Annotated in this window: 20 protein-coding genes and 2 pseudogenes; 11 read left to right on the top strand and 11 right to left on the bottom strand. The window is 62.6% G+C overall.

The window, feature by feature from the left end; all coding sequences use genetic code 11:
- The first annotated feature begins 33 nt into the window (after positions 1–33).
- Positions 34–4,155 carry an Eco57I restriction-modification methylase domain-containing protein gene (locus ROSERS_RS02370; RefSeq protein WP_011955242.1) on the top strand — a complete coding sequence of 1,374 codons (4,122 nt, stop codon included), beginning with the start codon at positions 34–36 and terminating at the stop codon, positions 4,153–4,155.
- A 1,476-nt stretch (positions 4,156–5,631) separates the two neighbouring features.
- On the opposite strand, the gene ROSERS_RS02365 is transcribed toward ROSERS_RS02370, so the two are convergent.
- Both ROSERS_RS02365 and ROSERS_RS25760 read right to left on the bottom strand, forming a co-directional pair.
- Positions 5,632–6,405, bottom strand: coding sequence for a hypothetical protein (locus tag ROSERS_RS02365; RefSeq protein WP_041332807.1), 774 nt, complete (start codon positions 6,403–6,405; stop codon positions 5,632–5,634).
- Positions 6,406–6,808: 403 nt separating this feature from the next.
- Positions 6,809–6,967 carry a hypothetical protein gene (locus ROSERS_RS25760; RefSeq protein WP_157040939.1) on the bottom strand — a complete coding sequence of 53 codons (159 nt, stop codon included), beginning with the start codon at positions 6,965–6,967 and terminating at the stop codon, positions 6,809–6,811.
- Positions 6,968–6,982: 15 nt separating this feature from the next.
- Here ROSERS_RS25760 and ROSERS_RS25755 point away from each other — a divergent pair, with 15 nt between their 5' ends.
- Positions 6,983–7,651 carry a hypothetical protein gene (locus ROSERS_RS25755; protein WP_011955240.1) on the top strand — a complete coding sequence of 223 codons (669 nt, stop codon included), beginning with the start codon at positions 6,983–6,985 and terminating at the stop codon, positions 7,649–7,651.
- Here the strand turns inward: ROSERS_RS25755 and ROSERS_RS23895 are convergent.
- Together ROSERS_RS23895 and ROSERS_RS02355 are read right to left on the bottom strand one after the other, a co-directional pair.
- Entirely contained in the window at positions 7,542–7,994 is a 453-nt protein-coding gene (locus tag ROSERS_RS23895) for a hypothetical protein (protein WP_049767458.1), read from the bottom strand. The two genes, ROSERS_RS25755 and ROSERS_RS23895, sit on opposite strands and share 110 nt — an antisense overlap.
- Complete coding sequence (locus ROSERS_RS02355; protein WP_011955239.1) at positions 7,979–9,367, bottom strand: hypothetical protein; 1,389 nt, start codon at positions 9,365–9,367, stop codon at positions 7,979–7,981. Before ROSERS_RS02355 ends, ROSERS_RS23895 begins: the two co-directional genes overlap by 16 nt.
- Positions 9,368–9,895: 528 nt before the next feature.
- Between ROSERS_RS02355 and ROSERS_RS02350 the strand changes: the two genes are divergently transcribed.
- From ROSERS_RS02350 to ROSERS_RS02330, 5 genes are all read left to right on the top strand, one after another.
- Positions 9,896–12,223, top strand: a complete 2,328-nt coding sequence (locus tag ROSERS_RS02350) for a sensor histidine kinase (RefSeq protein WP_011955238.1) — start codon at positions 9,896–9,898, stop codon at positions 12,221–12,223.
- A gap of 213 nt (positions 12,224–12,436) precedes the next feature.
- Positions 12,437–13,684 (top strand): DUF418 domain-containing protein, encoded by a 1,248-nt coding sequence (locus ROSERS_RS02345; RefSeq protein ID WP_011955237.1) that lies wholly within the window; start codon positions 12,437–12,439, stop codon positions 13,682–13,684.
- Positions 13,685–13,950: 266 nt separating this feature from the next.
- Positions 13,951–14,577 (top strand): response regulator, encoded by a 627-nt coding sequence (locus ROSERS_RS02340; RefSeq protein ID WP_011955236.1) that lies wholly within the window; start codon positions 13,951–13,953, stop codon positions 14,575–14,577.
- A gap of 53 nt (positions 14,578–14,630) precedes the next feature.
- A complete protein-coding gene (locus ROSERS_RS23890) occupies positions 14,631–15,191 on the top strand; it encodes a DUF2087 domain-containing protein (protein ID WP_011955235.1) in 561 nt (186 codons plus the stop codon).
- Positions 15,192–15,349: 158 nt separating this feature from the next.
- Positions 15,350–15,832 (top strand): DUF2087 domain-containing protein, encoded by a 483-nt coding sequence (locus ROSERS_RS02330; protein ID WP_332249092.1) that lies wholly within the window; start codon positions 15,350–15,352, stop codon positions 15,830–15,832.
- Positions 15,833–15,963: 131 nt separating this feature from the next.
- On the opposite strand, the gene ROSERS_RS02325 is transcribed toward ROSERS_RS02330, so the two are convergent.
- The 5 genes from ROSERS_RS02325 to ROSERS_RS25750 all read right to left on the bottom strand — a co-directional run bounded on the left by ROSERS_RS02325 (position 15,964) and on the right by ROSERS_RS25750 (position 18,533).
- Positions 15,964–16,413: a hypothetical protein gene (locus tag ROSERS_RS02325; protein ID WP_011955233.1), complete on the bottom strand. Its 450-nt coding sequence runs from the start codon at positions 16,411–16,413 to the stop codon at positions 15,964–15,966.
- A 30-nt stretch (positions 16,414–16,443) separates the two neighbouring features.
- Positions 16,444–17,004, bottom strand: a complete 561-nt coding sequence (locus tag ROSERS_RS23885) for a hypothetical protein (protein WP_157040937.1) — start codon at positions 17,002–17,004, stop codon at positions 16,444–16,446.
- Positions 17,005–17,025: 21 nt separating this feature from the next.
- On the bottom strand, positions 17,026–17,796 hold the full coding sequence (locus ROSERS_RS23880) for a flavodoxin family protein (RefSeq protein WP_011955231.1): 771 nt from the start codon (positions 17,794–17,796) through the stop codon (positions 17,026–17,028).
- 9 nt (positions 17,797–17,805) lie between these two features.
- Positions 17,806–18,252: a DUF1579 family protein gene (locus tag ROSERS_RS02310; RefSeq protein ID WP_011955230.1), complete on the bottom strand. Its 447-nt coding sequence runs from the start codon at positions 18,250–18,252 to the stop codon at positions 17,806–17,808.
- A gap of 116 nt (positions 18,253–18,368) precedes the next feature.
- Positions 18,369–18,533: a hypothetical protein gene (locus ROSERS_RS25750; protein WP_157040935.1), complete on the bottom strand. Its 165-nt coding sequence runs from the start codon at positions 18,531–18,533 to the stop codon at positions 18,369–18,371.
- A gap of 121 nt (positions 18,534–18,654) precedes the next feature.
- Here ROSERS_RS25750 and ROSERS_RS25745 point away from each other — a divergent pair, with 121 nt between their 5' ends.
- Positions 18,655–18,810, top strand: a complete 156-nt coding sequence (locus ROSERS_RS25745; RefSeq protein WP_232282749.1) for a hypothetical protein — start codon at positions 18,655–18,657, stop codon at positions 18,808–18,810.
- A 45-nt stretch (positions 18,811–18,855) separates the two neighbouring features.
- Here the strand turns inward: ROSERS_RS25745 and ROSERS_RS23875 are convergent, their stop codons facing one another.
- Positions 18,856–19,290: a TMEM175 family protein gene (locus ROSERS_RS23875; RefSeq protein WP_198136347.1), complete on the bottom strand. Its 435-nt coding sequence runs from the start codon at positions 19,288–19,290 to the stop codon at positions 18,856–18,858.
- Positions 19,229–19,501: a TMEM175 family protein gene (locus ROSERS_RS23870; RefSeq protein WP_049767456.1), complete on the bottom strand. Its 273-nt coding sequence runs from the start codon at positions 19,499–19,501 to the stop codon at positions 19,229–19,231. The genes ROSERS_RS23875 and ROSERS_RS23870 overlap by 62 nt, the downstream gene beginning before the upstream one ends.
- Before the next feature lie 197 nt (positions 19,502–19,698).
- On the opposite strand from ROSERS_RS23870, the pseudogene ROSERS_RS23865 reads away from it, so the two are divergent.
- From ROSERS_RS23865 to ROSERS_RS02290, 3 genes and pseudogenes are all read left to right on the top strand, one after another.
- A pseudogene (locus ROSERS_RS23865) lies at positions 19,699–20,357 on the top strand (transposase family protein); the annotation flags it as partial.
- A 113-nt stretch (positions 20,358–20,470) separates the two neighbouring features.
- Positions 20,471–21,589, top strand: coding sequence for a transposase (locus tag ROSERS_RS02295; protein WP_011955227.1), 1,119 nt, complete (start codon positions 20,471–20,473; stop codon positions 21,587–21,589).
- Positions 21,583–21,894, top strand: a pseudogene (locus tag ROSERS_RS02290) (transposase family protein); the annotation flags it as partial. The gene ROSERS_RS02295 and the pseudogene ROSERS_RS02290, both read left to right, overlap by 7 nt.
- Positions 21,895–21,995: the final 101 nt, after the last annotated feature.

Below are 21,995 nucleotides of genomic sequence, written 5' to 3'. Positions count from 1 at the left end.
CGCGGGAATGCAAATGCAGTAGACTTACAGGATATGAACGCCATCATCACCGAGGGCGGGTTGTTGCCCGCCGACATCCTGGACGCGATTGCCGCCGGCGCGGTGGACGGGCAGCGTCCCGAAGATTTCGGCATGGAGCGGACGCGCACCCTCTCCGACCGTATTTCGACCGCCTGGCAGGCGGCGCGCGCGCAGTGGGCGCTCTTTCAGACGCACCTCGCCGATCTGCCGCCCCACGATTCGACCGCCGCCGCGCTCACCCGCGACTACTGGGCGATCCCCCTCCTCCGCATCCTCGGCTATACCCTGGAGCGCAACCGCCAGGCGTTCGTCGTCGCCGGGCGCACGTATGCCATTTCGCACCGCGCCGGCGACGCCGACGACGCGCCGCCGATCCATATCACCGGCGTGCGCGTCAGCCTCGATGTGCGCCCGCCCTCACCCCCCCGAACCCCCCCGCGCGCGGAGGGGACTGGGGGGGTGCGCCTGTCGCCCCACGCGCTGGTGCAGGAGTACCTCAATGCGACCGACCACCTGTGGGGGATCGTGACCAATGGCGTGCGCCTGCGCCTGCTGCGCGAATCGGCGCGTTTCACCCGCCCGACGTATGTCGAGTTCGACCTCCAGGCGATGCTGGAGGGGGAACGGTTCAGCGATTTCGCCCTGCTCTATCGCCTGCTCCACCGTTCGCGCCTGCCGCAGCGCGCCGCCGATGCGCCGGAGTGCTGGCTCGAACGCTACCATCAGCAGGCGCTGGCACAGGGCGGACGGGTGCGCGACCGCCTGCGCGACGGGGTGGAGCAGGCGCTGAAGACGCTGGCCAACGGCTTGCTGCGCCACCCCGCCAATGAGCGCCTGCGCCGCGCCCTCGCCAGCGGCGACCTGACCCCGCAGGCGTTCTACCGCCAGGTGTTGCGCCTGGTCTACCGCCTCCTCTTCCTGATGGTCGCCGAGGAGCGCGCCCTGATCGCCGCCGCACCCCCCCAGTCCCCCCCGCGTGCGGGGGGGTTCGGGGGGGTGGAAGGTGACGCCGACCGCGCGCTCGCCATCTACCACGCGCACTACAGTATGGCGCGGTTGCGTCGGCTGGCGGAACATGCCGGCGTCGCAGCGTCGGCGGGCGAGGGCGGGTACGGCGACCTCTGGATCGGACTGCTCGCCGCCTTCCGTATCTTTGAGGGGAGCGTCAGCCATCGCTTCCCGATCGCGCCGCTCGATGGCGACCTCTTCAGCGAAACGGCATGCCCCCACCTGACGGCGGAGACCCGCATGGCGAACGCCGACCTGCTCGCCGCCATCCGCGCCCTCGCGCTCTACCACGACCCGGAGAGCCGGACGCTGCGCCGGGTGAACTACGGCGCGCTCGATGTCGAAGAACTCGGCAGCGTCTACGAGGCGCTGCTCGACTATCGCCCGGTGATCGCCCACGCCCCGGCGGGATCACCCGACGTGCGCTTCGACCTGATCCCCGGAACGGAACGCAAGACGACCGGCAGTTACTACACCCGCCCGGAACTGGTGCAGGAACTGATCGCCAGCGCGCTGGAACCGGTGCTGGCGCAGCGCCTGGCGTCCGCCGGACGCGACGCTGCTGCGCGCGAAGCGGCGCTGCTCTCCATCCGCGTCTGCGACCCGGCGTGCGGATCGGGGCATTTTCTGCTCGCCGCCGCCCGGCGCCTGGGGCGCGAACTGGCGCGCATCCGCGCTGGCGATGATGAGCCGTCGCCGGCGCAGTTTCGCCACGCCGTGCGCGACGTGATCCGGCGCTGCATCTTTGGCGTTGATCTCAACCCGCTGGCGGTCGACCTGTGCAAACTGGCGCTGTGGATCGAAGGGCACGCCGCCGGGTTGCCGCTCAGTTTCCTCGACCACCACATCCGCTGCGGCAACGCGCTCGTCGGCGCCACGCGCGCCCTGGTGGCGCAGGGCATCCCCGACGAGGCGTACCGCCCGATCCACGGCGACGAGAAGGGGATCGCTGCGGAGCTGCGCAAACGCAACCGCGCGGAGCGCGATGCGTACACCCGCGACCGCGCCGTGCAGGAGCGCATGTTCGCCGACGAACCGACCGACACGCCCCTGGCGCGCGCGCTGGCGGCGCTTGACGACCTGCCGGACGAGAGTGTGGCGGCGGTGCGCGCCCGCGCCGCGCGTTACGCCGACCTGCGCCGGGCGCACCTGCGGGAGCGCGCCCGCTACGACCTGTGGACGGCGGCGTTCTTCCAGCCGTTGACGCGCGCCAATGCGCCGTGGGTTCCGACGAGCGCCGATGTCATCGACGCCGATCCGACCAGCCAGAAGGCGCTGCTGGCAGGGGGACTGGCACAGGAGATCGGCTTCTTCCACTGGGAGCTGGAGTTCGCCCAGGTCTTCGCCGACCGCGGCGGGTTCGACGTGGTGCTGGGCAACCCGCCGTGGGAGATGCTTAATCTCATTGAGCGCGAGCACTTCGTGGATATTCCGGCGATCCGCGATGCACCAACTGGGGATGCCCGCAAAAAACAGATCGCCGCCTGGCGGCGGGGAACGCCGGAGCAGCAGCGGCGCATCGCGCAGTACGACGCGGCGCTCTACCGTGCTGAGGCGGAGAGTCGATTCATCCACAATAGCGGGCGCTTCTCACTTACGGCAGTTGGGCGGCTAAACACCTACGCGCTCTTCGCCGAACTGAGCCGCACCCTGCTCGCGCCTGACGGGCGGGCGGGGATCATCGTGCCGACCGGCATTGCCACCGACGACGGCGCCAAAGCCTTCTTCGGCGACCTGATCGCCCGCCAGCAGATCATCAGCCTGTACGACTTCGAGAACCGCGAGAAACTCTTCGCCGATGTGGATAGTCGCTACAAATTCAGCCTGCTGACGATCGGCGCGGCGCAGGCAGCCCCGCGCTTCGTCTTCTTCGCCACGCGCGTGGCGCACCTGCGCGACGAACGGCGCGTCTTCTCGCTCACCCCTACCGACCTGGCGCGCATCAACCCCAACACCCGCACCGCGCCGCTCTTCCGCACCCGCCGCGACGCCGACCTGACCGCCGCAATCTACGCCCGCGTCCCGGTGCTGATCAACGAAACGACCGGAGAGAGTCCATGGGGAGTTACCTTCCGTCAGGGGTTGTTCAATATGACCAGCGACAGCCACCTGTTCCGTCCGGTTCCCGCGCCGGCGGAAGCGAGGGCGGGATGGGGCGATCACCTGCCGCTCTACGAAGCCAAGCTGCTGCACCAGTTCACCCACCGCTGGGCGACCTACGACGGCGGCGCGCCGCGCGAGGCGACCGCCGCCGAACTCGCCGACCCGACGTGGACGATCACGCCGCGCTACCTGGTTCCCGCCGCCGAGGTCGAGGCGCGCCTGGCGGGGCGCTGGGAACGGCGCTGGCTGCTGGGGTGGCGCGATATTACCAATGCCACGAATGAGCGCACCGCCATTTTCAGCCTGCTGCCGCGCGTGGGGGTGGGGCATACCGTGCCGCTTATGCTGTTCCAGACGCTGCGCGCTGATCTGGCAGCCTGCTTCCTGGCAGTCGTCAACAGTCTCATCTTTGACTGGATCACCAGGCAGAAGATCGGCGGCACGCATCTCACCTACACCTATCTGACCCAACTCCCCGTACTGCCGCCGGAGGCGTTCAGCGCGGCGGACATCGCCTTCATCGTGCCGCGGGTGGTGGAACTGGTCTCCACCGCGTGGGACGTGCAGCCCTTCGCGGCGGATGTCTGGGCGGAGGCGGATGCGGGGCTGCGGGCGGCGATCCTGGCGCAGCACGCGGAGAACCTGCGCGCCTGCGCTGCGCGCACGCCGCCGGAGATTGCCGCCGCCGTCGTTGCGGCGACGGCGGACGACGCCGCGCCGCCGCCGCCGTTCATCTGGAACGACGACCGGCGCGCGCGCATCCGCGCCGAGCTCGATGCGCGCATCGCGCGGTTGTACGGCGTCTCCCGCGACGACCTGCGCTACATCCTTGACCCGCACGACGTGGAAGGACCCGACTTCCCCGGCGAGACGTTTCGGGTGTTGAAGGAGAAGGAACTGCGGCAGTACGGCGAGTACCGCACCCGGCGGCTGGTGCTGGAGGCGTTTTCCCCCTCATCCCCCCTGCCCCCCTCGCCCGCACGCGGGCAAGGGGGGAGTGTGGGGCGGGCGGAGGAAGATTGAGCATTAAATCCGCTATGCACCGCGTGCCGTCGGGCTGAAGCCCTCGGCTATCCAGGGCGAAGCCCGCCTGCGCGGGCTATGGCGTTCTCACCGCCTGGAGCGATGGGCGGAATGATTGAAGCACGTGCGTCCTGGGTGCGCGGTCGTCCTGGGTGCGCGGGCGTCTCGCCTGCGTACCGTCGGGCTGATGGAGATTGAGCATTAAATCCGCTATGCACCGCGTGCCGTCGGGCTGAAGCCCTCGGCTATCCAGGGCGAAGCCCGCCTGCGCGGGCTGTGGCGTTCTCACCGCCTGGAGCGATGGGCGGAATGATTGAAGCACGTGCGTCCTGGGTGCGCGGGCGTCCTCGCCCGCGTGCCGTCGGGCTGATGGAGATTGAGCATTAAATCCGCTATGCACCGCGTGCCGTCGGGCTGAAGCCCTCGGCTATCCAGGGCGAAGCCCGCCTGCGCGGGCTATGGCGTTCTCACCGCCTGGAGCGATGGGCGGAATGATTGAAGCACGTGCGTCCTGGGTGCGCGGGCGTCCCCGCCCGCGTGCGGCGACGGCGGGCGGAGGAAGATTGAGCATTTATAGCAGTTCTCAGATACGTTGACCCTTGCCTGGCTGGAGCGTTCCATCGTTGTGCGCCTCCAGCGGGCTGATGGAGATTGAAAATTAAATCCGCTATACTGCGCTAGCCGTGGGGCTGAAGCCCTCGGCTAACCAGGGCAAAGCCCGCCTGCGCGGGCTATGGCGGAATAATTACTCAAAGACCATAAGCCCTCGGCTAACCAGGGCAAAGCCCGCCTGCGCGGGCTATGGCGGAATAATTACTCAAAGACCATAAGCCCTATCTGAGGTCGGGCAAGCCCTGCGGGCTGGATCAACCCGGCGCCCCTCCCGGCAGAGGGAAGGGTGACAGACATGCCAGCCCCGCAGGGGCTTCCATACGCTCAGGGAGGGCTTGAGCCCGCACAAGCGGAGTCGCGCGCTTGACGACGGACGATGGCGGATGGCTGCTCTCCGACCGCCACGCAAGGTGGTCGTCACACGAGGAGCGCACGTGACTGCGTTTGTCCGAAGAGGTTCAATCGCTATGAAAACTGCGCTCTTTCGGCGCAGCGCAGCGCTCACAGGACATCGAACGCTCCGCTGGAAGCAGCGGTCTCGTGCGACCGATCTCCGTGCGCGCTGCGCCGTCGCATGCGTTCGACCGTCTCACGCGGCGGTGCGGAGACGCGGAGGAGAGGGAGCGACGGCGGCGACGCTGCGCCGTGCGATCCCGGTCATCAGTCGGGGCACGGCATGCCGTGCCCCAACCCGACACACTGACACCGACGATCATTGCCTATCGCGTAATGAGCGGCAGACGCACGCGCTTCGTGGCAGGCGTCTCTGGCGCGACACAGGCGACGGCAACGACGCCGCACTGTGCAATCACGGCGCGCGCCGGGTCCGCACGACGTGGGTCGCTCCAGGGGGAAAACCTGCGCCTACCGCACGATCAGCGGCAGGTACGCCTTCTTGAGCAGCGATGCGCGTCCAATGCCATCGGCGTTCGGGTTGCCGCCTGCGTCGGTGAACCAGCCGCCGACGTAGAGGTCCGTCCCGCTCACGGCGATGGCGTTCACCGTACCGTTCACCCCGTCGCCGAGCGCATGCCACGCACTGCCGTCCCAGCGGGCGATGCGGTCGGCGTTCGGGTTGCCGCCTGCGTCGGTGAACCAGCCGCCGACGTAGAGGTCCGTCCCGCTCACGGCGATGGCGTTCACCGTACCGTTCACTCCGTCGCCGAGCGCATGCCACGCACTGCCGTCCCAGCGGGCGATGCGGTCGGCATTCGGGTTGCCGCCTGCGTCGGTGAAGCCGCCGCCGACATAGACGTTCCCTCCGCTCACGGCGATGGCGCGAACCGCTTCGTTCACCCCGCCGCCGAGCGGATGCCACGCACTGCCGTCCCAGCGGGCGATGTAATCGGCGTTCGGGTTGCCGCCTGCGTCGGTGAAGCCGCCGCCGACATACACGTCGCTCCCGCTCACAGCGACGGCGTAAACGGCGTTGTTGAGCGCGCCCGGTCGCGTTCCCAGATGTTCCCACGTGAACGACTGTGGATGGAAGACCGGTCCGATCTCCGGATCGAGGGTTACGTGCCAGCCGCTGAGGTCCACCACGCCGGTGACTGCGCCATCCAGGCGCAGCGTGCCGTCCGGAGCGAGCAATTCGTCTGCCGGAATCGTCTGCGGCGCATCGTCGTCCTCATCGTCCATCGTTGCAACAATGGCGGCGCCAACGTCTGACGAATCGGGCGGAACCGATGGCGTAGGAACGTCCGTCGGCGCGGGGGGGTCGGCGTGCGCTGCGGAGCGCCGGTCAGCGCGGCGTCGGCGGCCAGCAGCAGCGCGACAAGCATGAGAAGCGGACGAAGGCGAGTCATGGATAATCTCCTGAACGTTGTGTGCGGATATCCTGTGAGCAGCTTGCTCCGAGGGGAACGTCTTCCGTTGCGAACGAGCACGAAACACTGGAAAGCGATGCACGACTTGCGTTGGGGCGAAGCGTGCGGTCGCTGCGACCAGGCGATTCACGGCGGAGAATGTGCGACACCGTTGCTATTATAGCAAACCTGGTTCGATGGCGACAATAGGACGTTGGTATCAAGCAAGGATAGGACTATCGGGCAATGCGCTGGAGAAGCGCGGCGAGCGCCGCCTGCGCCATCCCTCTGCGCGCGCTGCGTCTCGGCGTGCGATCGACCGGCGCACGCGGAGGTGCGAAGGCGCGGAGCGCGGGAGCGACGGCAGCGACGCTGCGTCGTGCAATCCCGGTCATCAGTCGGGGCACGGCATGCCGTGCCCCAACACTGACACACCGACGCCGACGATCATCGCCTATCGCGGCATCAGTCGGAGCGCGGCATGCCGTGCCCCAACACTGCGCCCCAACACCGACACACCGACACCGACGATCATCGCCTATCGCGGCATCAGTCGGAGCGCGGCATGCCGTGCCCCAACACTGCGCCCCAACACCGACACACCGACACCGACGATCATCGCCTATCGCGGCATCAGTCGGAGCGCGGCATGCCGTGCCCCAACACTGTGCCCCAACACCGACACACCGACACCGACGATCATCGCCTATCGCGGCATCAGTCGGGGCACGGCATGCCGTGCCCCAACACTGCGCCCCAACACCGACACACCGACACCGACGATCATCGCCTATCGCGGCATCAGTCGGGGCGCGGCATGCCGTGCCCCAACACTGCGCCCCAACACCGACACACCGACACCGACGATCATCGCCTATCGCGGCATCAGTCGGGGCGCGGCATGCCGTGCCCCAACACTGCGCCCCAACACTGACACACCGACACCGACGATCATTGCCTATCGCGGCATCAGCATGTTGGTGTCCTTCGTCGGCGCGGCATGCGCCGTGCCAGTGCGCGGCGACAGCGACGCGCAGCAGCGGCGCGCAGCACCACCACGGCAGCATCGCAAGCGATGAGCGCCGCATTGGCGACGATACCAGCAGCGGCGCGGGCGGCAACGTGCGCGGATGGTTCGCCAGCGGCGGCGTTCATCGCGTCGCCCGCAGCGTCTGCGGCCGCTTCGGCGGCCAGCGTCGCGGCGTCGGTCACGACGTCCGTCGCTACTGCTACGCCGGAGCGGTCGGTTATGCGTTGCGCCAGCGCCGTCGTCCGACGCGCCAGGTCTGCGACCGCCTCGGCGCAGTGTTGGGCGGCGTGGGCGGCGCTGACGGCGTCCGCCGTTCCTGCGATGCAGAGGTGCGCCGCATGCTGTGCGGCGCGCTGAGTGACGCGCAGGGCGACTATCAGGGAATGAACCATGATCGGCTCCTTTCCCGTCGGTCCGTGCAGCGCTCCAGCGCTGTGAGCAGCGCCGCATCCACGCCCGCAAGGTCGGTGATTGTGACGCCGAACGTCTCACCCAGGTGCGCCAGGTGGTCGGCGCCCATACCGGGCGACTCGTCTGGCGGCGCCAGCACCACAACCAGACGCCGGGGATCGCCGTCCACCAGCAGCGGCGCCAGATTGCGCAACCGGTGCAGGCGTTTCATGCGCTCTCTGGCGTCGCGCCTCGTCATCGGCTCGACGACCAGTGCCGCCTCGCCGCGCACCGTCAGCAGCGCCACGCCAAACGTTCCGGCGTTCGGGTGGTACAGCTCCAGGTCGCTGAGCGTCTCCGCCTGCGGCGCCAGGGCGCGCAGCCGGTCAGCAAGCAGCAGTTGCAACCAGCCGCGGGTGAAAAAGTGCTCCGCTGGCGGGTCGGGAGACACCCAGACATGCACCAGATCGCACGCGCTGTCGTCGCCGGGACGCTGACGACGGCGCAGTACCCGCACCCCGTCGAGCAGGTCCCCCGCGCGTAACGGCGGCAGCAGGTCGGCAATGAGCCTCTCCAACGCCGTTCGCGCTGCATCCGGCGTCATCCCGGCGCACGCAGCGATCTCTTCCAGTGGCGCCACCGCGTGCAACGCCTCGCCGGTGAATGTGCCGGGTGCGTCTGGCGGCGCCCACGCCGCCACCCGGGCACGCTGCTCCTGTGTCAACCCACGCCCGCTGCGCACATACCGGGCGTAGGCGTCCGCCGGAATGCCGATTTCCGCCGCCGCTGCGTCCACCGTCAACCCGAGCGCCTGACGGCGCGCCTCGGCGCGCAACGCGAGTTCTGGCAAGCGATTGAGCGCACGCCGGATCAGGCGAAGCAGCGCTGGCGCCAGCGGGTGGCGTTGCAGCGCATCGGCCAGGCGCAATGCCTGGCGGGTGCGCGCACATTCACGTGAAGGCAGCCATACGTCAAGGGTGCGCAGTGCCAGACCGTGCTGCGCCAGCCAGGCGGCTGTCTGCGGCGCCTGGCGGCGTACATCAATCCCGGTTGCGGCGGGCGCCGCAGTCAGTGTTCCCCGATCGGCGTCAATCATGACGAGCGTGGGGAGAAGCGCATCCGGGTCGGACTGCGCACCCGACACGGACGGCATCGGAGCATCCGGGCCGGGCTGCGCGCCCGACACGGACGGCGCCGGTGTGACGACGGTCGTCGTCATACCGGCAGGGTCTGGCGTCCGACACGCCTGCGGTACCGCACTTGCGGATACCGCAGACGCCGGGCGGCGACGCCGACGCTGGCGCAGATGAGCGCCAGCGCCGGTTGCCCGAAAGGTCGGATCGCCAGCCACGGGATCAATTTTTCGGTTTTTCATGTTGATAACCACAGAAGTGTGGTATCTATACTTTACCACAGCCACAGACTTTTGTCTACGAGAAAACAGAACTGGCAAGCGCCTGCGGCAGCATCCGGCGACACTGCCCTATGAGAGCGAGACGCTCTCGCTCCGTCCTGTCTCTTCAATAAGGCGGGCGTGCAGAAAACGCACCTGAGCGAGAGTGAGGGATTTCGTTGCCGCGCCAGAGAGTTCAGCGCCGGACGATACTCCTCAATAAACGCCGCAACCTGGCAAGCAAATTCCCTATCGATGTCAGGAAGCGCCAGACTCATCGAGCTGATAACGAGTGGTTTTCTGCATTCTGTGCGCTTTTGCCCCTCACCCCCCATGCCCTCCTGCTCCCACACGGGGAGAAGGGGGAGGGTGGGGCGTCCTGAAGCCCTTTCTCCCGCCCTTCCCCCAAACGAGTGACCTGAATTCACTGTGTCAGGGGTAGCGCATTGCTGCCAGCGCCTGTATCCTGATCACTGCACGTTCCAGTGTATCAGGCGGATGGAGCAGGGCATGGCGAATCAGGATCAAAGTATCAGACGAATCCAGATCATCGCAGCAACGCTGGTGATCGTCACCAGCGGATTTTTCGTCGGGTTTGGCGCGCGAAACATTGTTACAGGCGATTGGGCAGTGGGTGCGGCATTTCTGGCGATCGGGCTTGCCAGCGTGCTCTTTTCGTTGAGATTTCGCCCCTTACAACATGATTACGCCTCAATCGAGATGCTGATCATACTGATCCTGAAAGCTGGTTTTAGTGTTGCAGCAGTAGCGTCCATCTTCCTGATCGTTTCCGCTCCAGACCGGATTGCCGTCTGGTTGGGCGATCAACCGGTAGCGCGTCAGGTGTCCAACCTCGTCGCATTGGCAGTCACCGTCGTGCTGGGCGTAGTACTACTGGTGTTGGCAATGACCTTTCGACGGGTGATCATCCCGCAACTGCGGTATGAAATCGAAATGCGCACGCGCGATCTCAGTGAGCAACAATCGATGCTGATCGCCCAATTGCGCGAAGCCGCCGTCCAGGAGGAGCGCAACCGCCTGGCGCGCGACCTGCACGACACCATCAAGCAGCAACTGTTCAGCATCAATGTCGCTGCTGCAACCGCACAGAGTCTGCGTCACCACGACCCTGAAGCCGCAGCGCAGCACATCCGGCATGTGCGCGACCTGTCGCAGGCGGCGATGGCGGAGATGAAGGCGCTGTTGACCCAACTGCGCCCGCAGCCGCTGGCAACCGTGGGGCTGATCGAAGCCATCCGCGATCAACTCGAGGCGCTGCACTTCCGCGCCGAGGTGACCACCGAACTGCACCATGATGCGTTGCCCGACGAGGGGCGCCTGCCGCCCGGCGCGCAGGAAACCATCTTTCGCGTCGTGCAGGAGGCGTTGTCGAACGTGGCGCGCCACGCGCGCGCCCGCCATGCGCAGGTGACCTTTGCCAGCGAGACGACGAACGGCAGGGAGTGGCTGCAGGTCGGTATCACCGACGACGGACAGGGGTTTGATCCGGCGACAACCTCTTCTGGCATGGGGCTGACCAACATGCGCACGCGCATCGAGGCGCTCGGCGGAACGCTGGAGGTGCACTCGACGCCGGACGCTGGAACGACAGTGCGCTTTCGCATCCCGCTCCTCGAACTCGAAGACTATGCGGAAAAGAAACGACGTATGAAAGAAGAGCACCTTCAGCAGGTCTATATTGCTGGCGGTCTGACGGCGCTGACGGGAACTGCGTTCGTTCTCGCTCTGTTCCCGCTGCTGATTGCGATCACCGGAAGCGGCATGTCATATCTGGCGGGCTTTGGGATCGTCGGCGCAATCGCCGGTGTGCCGCTGGCATTTGCAACATGGAACTGGCGCCGTCGTGCGCTGAAGCAGGACGCCGATCCGATCTGGCGGATGGTGTTGCAATCCTATGACCTAACGACGGCGATCTTTCTGCTGATCATCGTGGGATGGATCGCCTTCTCGCTGCGCGGCTTCGCCATCGCGCTGATCGTCGCCATTGCGCTGGTGGCAGCCGTCGTCAATCTCGTGCGCGTCTACCGCGTGCTCGACGCCCGGCTGGCAGAATGGACGACCGTGCCCGCGCTGCGGATCCGGTTGCACGAGAACTGGTTCATGCTTGCATTTGCGGTGGTGTTTCAAATCCTGGTCTACAGCGGGTTGTTTGGTCCGATGCAGGCGGTGCGACTCTTCCACGACGCCCTCGATCAGCGCTGGTTCGTCTCGTTCCTTGCGCTTGGATACCCGCTTTTTATGCTGTTCAACATCGCTGGCATCGTGCTTACCCGGTGGCAGATCCGGCGGTTGGAGGCGCTGGAGAGGACGCAACCGGTCGCCGAACCGGTCGGCGATGCGCGGGTGCGCCGGTTGCGCATGATCGCCCGTGGTCTGACGCTGGCATACCATGCGCTCTGCGTTGCGATCGGATTGTTCATATGGCTGCGTGTACCGCTGGTCGCGGCATCAGCAGGCGCGATTGCTCTCGTCCTGCTGGCGATCAAGTGGTGGGTCGAACGCACTCTCACGGCGCGTGTTGGCGAATGGTCGTCCCTTCAGGCGCAACAGTCGGCGATGGCACTCTACGTCACATTCCTGTTCACCAACATCGCTGGCATCCTGGGAGGCATAGCAGGTATGGCAATGGCATGGAGCGGGCTCGACACGTCCGACGCGGCGTTCGACACCGGCGCCGGTACGCTGCCGACGCTCGCACCGTGGACGATCATCGGCTTCGGAACGTGGTGGCTCGGCACATGGCTCTACCTGTCGATGCAGGTGATCGTCACCCGGCAGCGCGTCCGCGCCCTGGAGCGACCGGCGACGAGTGACTGATGAGAAAAGACTCAGACAGGTTCTAGAGCGAAATGCAAAAGGATTGAGCCACGTGCATGCCGGGTGCGCGGGCGTCCCGCCCGCATGACCGTATGAGGCGCGCAATTCCGGCGGTCAACTGTTTTGCAACTTCGCTCCAGGTATTCGGGTGTGTCACAAACGGGCGGGTATGTACGTCTTATAAGTGTCTGGCACAGAAAGGAAGGCGATTATATGTCACACACGATTGCACCAACCGCGGCGCGTGAACGGATCGACCTGCTCGACATCCTGCGCGGGTTTGCGCTCCTGGGCATTCTGATCGTCAACATGGGAATCTTCAGTTTCCCGTTCATTGCGCAGATCACCCGAACACCACGCGGCGACAGTGCGCTCGACCACGCGACGGAATTGCTCATCGCGGCGCTGGCGACCGGCAAGTTCTACCCGCTGTTTGCATTCCTTTTCGGGCTGGGCATGTGGATGCAAATGGAGCGCATTCAGGAGGCTGGCGGCAGTCCGGGGCGTTTTATGGTACGCCGCTTGCTGGTGCTGATGGGGTTTGGTCTGGCGCACGCGCTGCTGATCTGGAACGGCGACATCCTGTTCGTCTATGCGCTGGTCGGGCTGGCAGCGCTCCTCTTCCGCAAGGTTCAGCCGCGCACGCTGCTGATCTGGGCGGGTATCCTGATAGCGATCCCGATCATCATCGGCGCAGGCTTCGTGGCGCTGGGCGCACTGCTGTCGGGCGACGCGAGCGGCATGGCGGAAGGAATGGCGGCGATGCGCGACCTGGAGCAGCGCACGATCGAGACCTACGCCCGTGGCTCGTGGGGGCAGATCTTCGTCTGGCGCGCCGTTGAGTGGCTGATTACGATGGTGATCTTCTTCCTGTTTGGGAATGTGGTCCAGATCCTGGCGCTATTCCTGATCGGTATGTATTTCGGCAAGCGCCAGATCTTCCAGCGTCTGAACGAAAAGCCAGCGTCCGAGCGTCGGTTGCCTGCCGGAAGCGTGTGCCTGGCGGTGGGGCTGATCGCCAATCTCGCGCTGGCGTGGCAGATGCGGGTAACGGATCTCTCATCGCCACTTGCAGGATTGTGGTCCATCCTGACGCTGATCGCCGGACCGGTGCTGAGTTACGGGTATCTGGCGCTGTTCGTGACGCTGACGCGCACCGACGCCTGGCGCCGTCGCCTGCAACCGCTGGCGGCAGCGGGACGGATGGCGTTGAGCAACTACATCACCCAATCGATCATCTGCACTCTGATCTTCTACAGTTATGGACTGGGGTTGTTTGGACAGGTGGGCGCATTCATCGGGCTGGTGATCAGTGTTACAATCTGGCTGGTGCAACTGGGCGTCAGCGTCGTATGGCTGAAGCGCTTCCGGTTCGGTCCGCTGGAGTGGGCGTGGCGCAGCCTGACTTATGGCAAACGTCAGACAATGGCGCTGCCAGCGAGTCGTCCATCGGCGGCGTAGAGAACGACCACTTCTCGCTGTGTGGGAAAAGTGAGGAAAGTTCCAGGAGCAGGTTTTTTGGGAAGCCCCTGCGTGCCATCTCCCGTTGCAGGCATCAGGACGCCCAACTCCCCCCTTCTCCCACAAGGGGAGAAGGGGGGCAGGGGGGATGAGGGGCAACAGCGCGCCGGAATGCAGAACATCACGCATCTCTCCCAAGAAATCCACCCTTGAGAGACGGGGGATGAGGGGCAAAAGGGCGTCAGGATACAGAAAGAGACTGTTCTATGCATCCCATCCGTGTCGCACTGGTCGACGACCACAGCATTGTCCGGCGCGGGTTAAGCGCCTACTTTGCCGCTCAACCCGACATCACCATCGTCGGGGAGGCCGCCAGCGGCGAAGAGGCATTGCACCACGCAGCAACCTGGCAGGCGGATGTTATTGTGATGGACGTCCTCATGCCGGGCGGGATCGACGGCATCGAAACCACCCGCCGCCTGAAGCGTCTCCTGCCGCAGACACAGATCATCATCTTGAGCGGGTACGCCGACGACGCGCGGGTGATCGGCGCATTGCGCGCAGGCGCCATCACCTACGTGGAGAAGGACAGCCAGCCGGAACAGTTGCTCGAAGCGGTGCGCGGCGCCGCGCAGGGCAAAGCGATCTTCGAGCCGGCGCTCATGCAGCGCATTCTCCAGGCGCAGACGATGAGAAGCAGCGACGCGCTCACCGAACGCGAAGGGGAGGTGCTGAAACTGCTGGCGGAGGGATTGACCAACGCCGAAATCGCCGCGCGCCTGTCGGTCGGCGAAGAGACGGTCAAGACGCACGTCGCCAGCATCCTGCGTAAACTCGGACTGGCGCACCGCACACAGGCGGCGATCTACGCCCTGCGGCATGGGTGGGTGTAGCGGGAAGGGCGGCGGCGCCTTTTATCGAATTATTTTTACAAAAAGAAGGCGGTATGCAACACGAAATGCTCAACTTTGTGAAAGCCCTGTTCCACGTCGATCGCCTGCGAATGATTGGCGCGCTGACTACGCAACAAGGCGCAACCATCCAGGAATTGGCCCAAAGCCTGAACCTGCCGTTCCGTGACGTGTTCCACCACCTGACCTTTTTTGAGCGCCTCGGCGTAGTGCGTAAGCAAAACGACCTGTACATCCTGAACCCGGATGGCGTGGACTCCCTGGCGCGGCGCCAGTTCGATGGCCAGCCGCGCGAATCCTATACGCCCGCGCCGGACTTAAGCGAACAGCGCCGCAAAGTGCTGAAGGCTTATCTCAATGCGGACGGCTCGCTGAAGCAGATTCCTTCCCAACCAGGCAAACTGCAAATCATTCTCGATTATGTGGTGGAGGCTTTCACGCCTGGCGCGCTTTACACCGAAAAGGAAGTGAACACGCTGATGCGCCGTTTCCACATCGATACGGCTGCGTTGCGCCGATACCTGGTCGACCGGGGCATGCTGGAGCGTAAAAGTGACGGTTCGCAATACTGGCGGACCGAACCGGAGGCAGAATGACCGAAAACGCGGAACTTATCGCCATTTTCAAGGCTCTGGCAGACTCGAGCCGCCTGAAAATCGTCGGATTGCTGGCTCAACAGCCTTAGAGCCTATCCGAATAACCCAGCGGCACGCACGGCGATCACGCCACAGGCGAAAAGGTTACAGTTTTTCGGATAGGCTCTTACAGCGTGGAGCAACTGGCCGCTCTGCTCAATCTGAAGCCATCGACGGTTTCCCATCACCTGGCGCGCTTGAGTGAGGCGGGGCTGGTCAGCGCCCGCGCTGAAAGTTCCTCCAATATCTATTCTCTCGATAAAACCGCGCTCGAAGAAACCACCCGGCGCATTCTTTCCCGTGAAGAGATGTCTGAGGTTGCTGCCGACATTGACCTGGATGCCTGCGACCGCAACGTGCTGGCTGATTTCACCCGTCCTGATGGACGCCTGAAAACCATCCCTGCCCGGCGCAAAAAATTGGAGGTCGTCTTGCGGCGCGTCATCAAAGCCTTCGAGCCGGGAACCCGCTACAGCGAGCAACAGGTTAACGAAATCCTGGCGCGCTTCCACAGCGACACCGCCACCCTGCGCCGCGAACTGGTCGGGAGTAACCTGATGGAGCGCGAGGGCGGGGGAGGGGAATACTGGCGGGTAGCGTAACCTGGCGCAGCCGCGCCTGTACCGCCGCCCCATCCACTGTGGAGAGCAGTCGGAAAATGGCAAGCGTGCTCACAATCGCCGGCGCCAGGTGAACGAAAAAGGTCCAGGTGCATCTTCCATTCTAAAGTGGATTATTCCCAACGATACAGCCTCCTCACCAAAGGCCATAAGGCAAAACCGGGCAGCGCCACTCCGTTGACGAGCATAACGTACTGAATGCCGGTAGTGAAGCCAATCAGCATAGCCTGTACTGCCAGCCAGAGCAGCAGGAGGAATCCGAGGAAAAGCGTTCCCGTCCAGGCCCAGTAATGACCGCTCCAGCGGGTAAGCGCGTCAGCCCAGGCCCAGTTTGGGCGGGCAAGCAAGCCAAAGACGAGAACGAGCGGGGCTAGTCCTATCCCGAAGAGCAAGAAAAGCCCCGGCAGGATAAAATCCGGCACGGGCAGCAGCGGCAGGAGTACATCCACACCCATCGCATCCCCAGAGGGGTCGATCAGCATGGCGATACCGCCATATAAACCGCCAAAAGCCAGGAAAACCAGCCAGAGTAATAAAATCCAGAGGGGAAGTGGTCGTTTCATGGTGTGTCCTTTTGTGAGTATGACAGAGAACTAATCTGACAGATGGACATGCTCAGAAAGATGACGAAAGAACGCCACCGTCAGCCCGACTGCAAAAGCGCCCAGCACAATCCATGTGCCAACCATGCCGATATAAACGCCGATGGGGAAAATCAACCCGGCGAGGGTCTGGCTCACCGCCTGGGCAATGACGACCACCCCCACCAGCGAAATCAGGACGAGCAGCGGGGCGGCAAGCAGGTAGCCGAACGGTTTGCGCTGTAAGAGCAGAATACCCGTCAGGACTGTCGTCGGGACGATGACCGCCAGGTCAAGCCCGTGCGTGAACAGCGTCGTGTAGGGTCCAAGGACTTCGGGCGCGGTCCCGGCCAGGAGCGGGGTGAGCAATTCGCTTGTCCAGACCAGCATGGCGCCGAAACCAGCCACAAACAGGAAGAGCGCCATGCCGCGCCGCGGAAAGCCCGGCTGGACTCGTTGTGCGAGCGCGCTGGCGTCCAGACTCGTCAGGGCAAGCACAACCGCGAAGAAACGGGCGGAAAACAGGGCGGTATACACCAGGAACAAGGCGTTGAACGCCGCCGAAAACGTCATGGACGCGCTTTGGTCATCCATTCACTCCCAAAAAGATGGGTCGTTCAGCACCTGCACCACGCGCCGCCGCACCCAGGGCAGGCGTTTGAGCAGACCAAAGAACGGCACAGGGATGACTTCCTGGCTGGCGCGCCGCGCCGTCTGCCAGGAGACCGCCCCGCGCTCAGCCAGTTCCCGCCCGGCTTGCTCGAAAGCCGCCCACACCTGCGGGATTTTCGGAAAGCGCCGCTGCATGGTCTCGGCATTTTGGGCGGCGAAAAGTTCCGAAGCGTTCCGAACCAGCAGCCCGACCTGCTGCGCTTCCATGAAACGGGCATAGATGCGGAAATACCTGGCGGCATTGCGCCAGGAAAGCGTCTCCAGGTTGCTGCACACCAGGAGCGTCACGAACGGCTTGCGGGAAATCGCCGGGTTGACGTGATGATGAATCAGCCCGCCCATCATGCACACATCGGAGATGTCCATCGTGGAGTACGTCCGGTCGAGCAGGTTTTTCATCAGCCCGCTCATCGTCATCAGATAGATAGGCGTGGCAAAGATGAGCAGGTCGGCTTCCGCCATGCGGTCGAAGACGAAGCGGGCATCGTCTTTATCGTTGTACACACATTCCAGGTGATTTTTACCTTCCTGGCATTGATGACACGAGAGGCAGCGGTTGATTTTCAGGCGCGCCAGGGTGAGCGTCTCGAACCCGGCGCCGGCTTGCTGCGCGCCTTCACCCAGGCGCGAAAGCAGCCGGGCGGTGATGCCCCTCTCGCCGCGGTGACTGGCATTGAGCGCAAGGAGTTTCATGGTCGGTCCTTATGCCACCCGCCGGAAATCGTACCGGGCGAAGTGTTTCCAACCGCCATCGGGCTGTTGGGCGGTGATTTCCAGAGCCCAGGAATCGCTTTCCGGGAAGTAGTCGAAGCGGTCTTTGAAGGCGCTCTGCGGGTACAGGACAATGAACTCGATGACGTTGCCCGCCATACTGCCCGTGCCGTGCGGGATGGAATCAGCCGCGCCGAAGTTATCCATCCAATGCGCAATAACCTGCTGCGATTCGCCGTCGAACCCGATAAAGATGCGGGCTTCGCAGTGCGAAGGCGCCCGGACATCGTTCATCGAGATTTCGGTGAACTGCCCTTGCAGGGCTGGGGCGACGATGACATCGTACTGCGCTGGCTCGCCGGTCACATCGCCGGTTGCCGTCCAGCGTCCGTCCAGTTTTTGCATGAGCGGGGGGCGGTTGTCAGGGTTTGGGATCATTTTTCCTCCAATCCATTTCATCTACCGTTACCGATTTCCTGCGAGCGTTGTACAAACCATACTGTCGTCAGCAGAACGGCAACCGCCAGCAGGAAAGTCACCCCGGCGGCAATCCATCAGGCGCGTTGCGGTTGTTCAGGCAGGACAATCGGGTTATCCCCGTGTTTTCTATCAAACCTGCTGCTTCCGTCACTCCATCCGGCTTTGCACAAGCCGGGCGCCAGGGCGATGTAGGGCTGCACGTCGCTGCGCGCACCGATGGTGGGGAGGATGATGTTCACAGATCACCTTCGCCGAACTCGCCAGCGGCCGGCTTGGGCAAGACGATTTTCGCGCAAGAAGTCCTTTCGGCAAACGAGGCGAGAGAGCGCGCGTTGACTGGCTAATGGAACATTCGTCAAAATGAATAATGCGCTGCGTCAACCGCTACGACAAGCGCTGGATCACAACCCGGCGCCATCCATCAGCGTCCTGGACTCCCAATCAATCAAAACGACCGAAGCAGGCGACGAACGCGGCTTCGACGGGGGAAGACTATCGCAATCTGGAATCGAGTGAGGTCTTTCTTTATCCTGGTTCCATCGCAATGCTCCTGAGTCAGCTCTATCCGCGATCATAGTTTCTGATCACGCTCTTATTTGACAAAAAAACGGCTGGGACAATCAAAATCCAGGAAAATTTTGCCAGATCTGGGTTGAAATAGGATAGCCCGATGGAGAAAAGAAAGATAATAGGGACAATCAGGTTTCTTACCACGCCACGCTGGATGACCGAACCTGGCAGATTTTGTGAGGTAAGACGGCGTTTGTGCGAAGCATACACCCAGAGGAGCGTGGAAAGCATTCCCACCAGCGAAGCGCTCAAAGCGTAGAGGATGGTGGCGGTACGGTTTCCATTCTCACTGATGACAGCCGTTGGGAAGGGAATGAACGCCACCGCCATCAAGACGAGCAGGTTGATGAACATCAGGCGGGTATCATATCTTTCTATATGACGGTATTGGCGATGGTGAATGACCCAAAAATTTCCAATACTCAAAAAAACCGACCATATAACCAAGATATTTTGGCCAGATGGCAAGCAGCATATTCAAAAGTTCAGCGTTGCTGACGTGGGCGATTTCTTTTGGCAGGCGAATTTCCAGCGCCAAAATCGTGATAGCTATTGCAAAAACGGCGTCACTGAAGAAGACAATCCGCTCTATGCCCATTTCACCTTCATCGGCGTTCGGGTTGATTTGTTTGCTCATCGGTTTCTCCACAGTTAATCCCGCTTCGAGAGGATGCCTTGCGCCAACACCACAGCGCCCAGGGATATCAAAATAGACATCATCAAGATTTAGTGATATACTATTTTTGTACAATCTGAAAATGGAGAAAAACAATAGACTTCATCAAGGTTTAGTGGTATACTATTTTCATAAGAACCAAAATGGAGGGAAACGTGATGTGCAAGTATCAATCCATCATCGAAAATCCGGAGAAATTACGTTCTATGACCGGACTGACCGCTGATGAGTTTCACGCGCTGGTTCCGATCTTCCACACTGCATTTGAAGCGTACATGAAACATCGAACCATTGATGGTCACGTCCGATATTGCCGTCGCTATGTCTCTTATGCAAACTCGCCGCTTCCAACAACGGAAGATAAATTGCTCTTTATTTTGACCTATCTAAAACAAAATCCGACACAAGTGATGCACGGACACATCTTTCAGATGAGCCAGTCGAACGTGAGCAAATGGGTGCATCTTTTGCATGGGGCGCTCAACTACGCGCTATCCCAGCAACATCTCCTTCCGGCGCGCACTGCCGACGAACTGGCGCAGCGATTGCAGGAGGAACCGCCGCCTTCGGCGGCTCCAACCCCCCTTTTATCCATGACGGCGTAGAACGTCCCATTCATCGTCCGAGTGATAAATTTGACCGGGAATTGTATTACAGTGGCAAGAAGAAACGGCATATGCTCAAGAACGTTCTTGTTGTCGATGAGTTCGGCGCTATCCACTTTTTGAGCGATACATACGAAGGAAGGGTGCATGATAAATGTATCGCGGATGAAGCGGGATACACCCTTCCGAACGCGAGTATGCTCTATCAAGATGTTGACCACCGTACAGAAAATACGTTCGACATAAGAGCCTGAAACAAGTACGCGCCGCAGCTGATAGGATACCCAACGAGGTTCGCTGCCAACGACCCGAAGGGAGACCAATCATGCGCGACACGTACCGCCGGTATCGTGCCATAGCTCAGTGTTTGCTGCAACTCTATCCCCAGGTCGGTGGGCATCAACGGCGCCATCTGGCGACCTTGGCGCTCTTGATCTGCGGGATTGTCGGCAGCCAACACACCCAATTGCCAAAAGTGGTTGAACGGACGCCTGGCGGACGCGCCGCCGACGAGAGTGTCGTGATGCGTTTTCGACGCTGGCTCAAACACGACAACGTAACCTACAAGCGCTGGATGCTGCCCGTTGCCCAAGCACTTATCGCCATGTTGGGGCGTCGACCATTGGTGTTCGTCATTGATGGGAGTACCGTTGGGCGGGGATGCATGTGCCTGATGATCAGCGTGTTGTATCAGCGTCGGGCGCTTCCGATCACCTGGCTCGTGGTGAAAGCGCGCAAAGGCCATCTGCCAGAAGCACTGCATTGTGCGCTGCTCGAGCAACTCGCTCAGCTCGTTCCGGCCGAGGCGAGCGTGACGATCTTGGGGGATGGTGAATATGATGGCGCCGATTGGCAAGCCGCGATTACTGCGCGCGGGTGGAAGTATGTCTGCCGAACCGCAAGCAATATCCTGCTGACGCTGGCGGAGGCGACTATTGCTCTTGGCGATCTCGCGCCGAAGCGTGGCGAGGTTATCGCCGTCGAGCAGGTCTGCATAACGGCCGCACAGTACGGTCCGGTTAACGTGCTGGCGGTGTGGGAAGCGGCCTACGAGCATCCAATCCATCTGGTGACGACGCACGCTGACGTGGCGTATGCCTTGGCCTTGTATCGCCGCCGTGCGCAGATCGAAACCTACTTCTCGGATCAGAAGAGTCGCGGCTTTCGGATCAACCGTAGCCATATCAGTGATCCGACACGACTTGCGCGCCTGTTGATCGCGACCGCGCTGGCGTATCTGTGGGTCGTCTATCTGGGCGTGGTGGCGAGACGGGATGCGCTGCGTGGGCGCATCCATCGACCGGATCGCTGCGATCTCAGCTTGTTCTCGCTTGGCTTGCGGCTGCTAGCCTACTGTCTGCGCCATCGACGAACCATCCCGCGCGGGTTGCCCAAACCACTCTTCACGGCATGTCAAACCGCGTTCATATGTTCTGTACGGTAGTCAATCAAGATGCCGGGTTTCAAGGATTTAACCTGCCTGGCGTGCAGATTATGCAGCCAAAGAAGAAGCCGCGCAATGGAACGCTCACGCCGCAGGAAAAGGAGGAAAACCGGCGTATCTCATCTGTTCGCGTCCGTATCGAACATGTTATCGGCGATATCAAGCGGTATCGGATTATTCGCGACATCATCCGCTTCAGTTGTTCCGAATTTCGGGATATGGTCATGGAAACATGTTGTGGGCTGCATAACTTCCGAATTTGGTTGAAACGCAAAAAGCATTTCAAAAATCAAAACAAATCTTGATGAAGTCTATTGGCGTCTCTCGATAAACGGAATCCCACGGTGTATACAACAAGGCGGCCTAACTATTGATTATACGGACTCCGTTTTTGCCTCTCTAAAGG

It is taken from the genome of Roseiflexus sp. RS-1, from assembly GCF_000016665.1.
Taxonomy (GTDB): domain Bacteria; phylum Chloroflexota; class Chloroflexia; order Chloroflexales; family Roseiflexaceae; genus Roseiflexus.
Note: the sequence above shows the minus strand (reverse complement) of the source record. Positions and strands in the feature narration are given on the sequence as shown.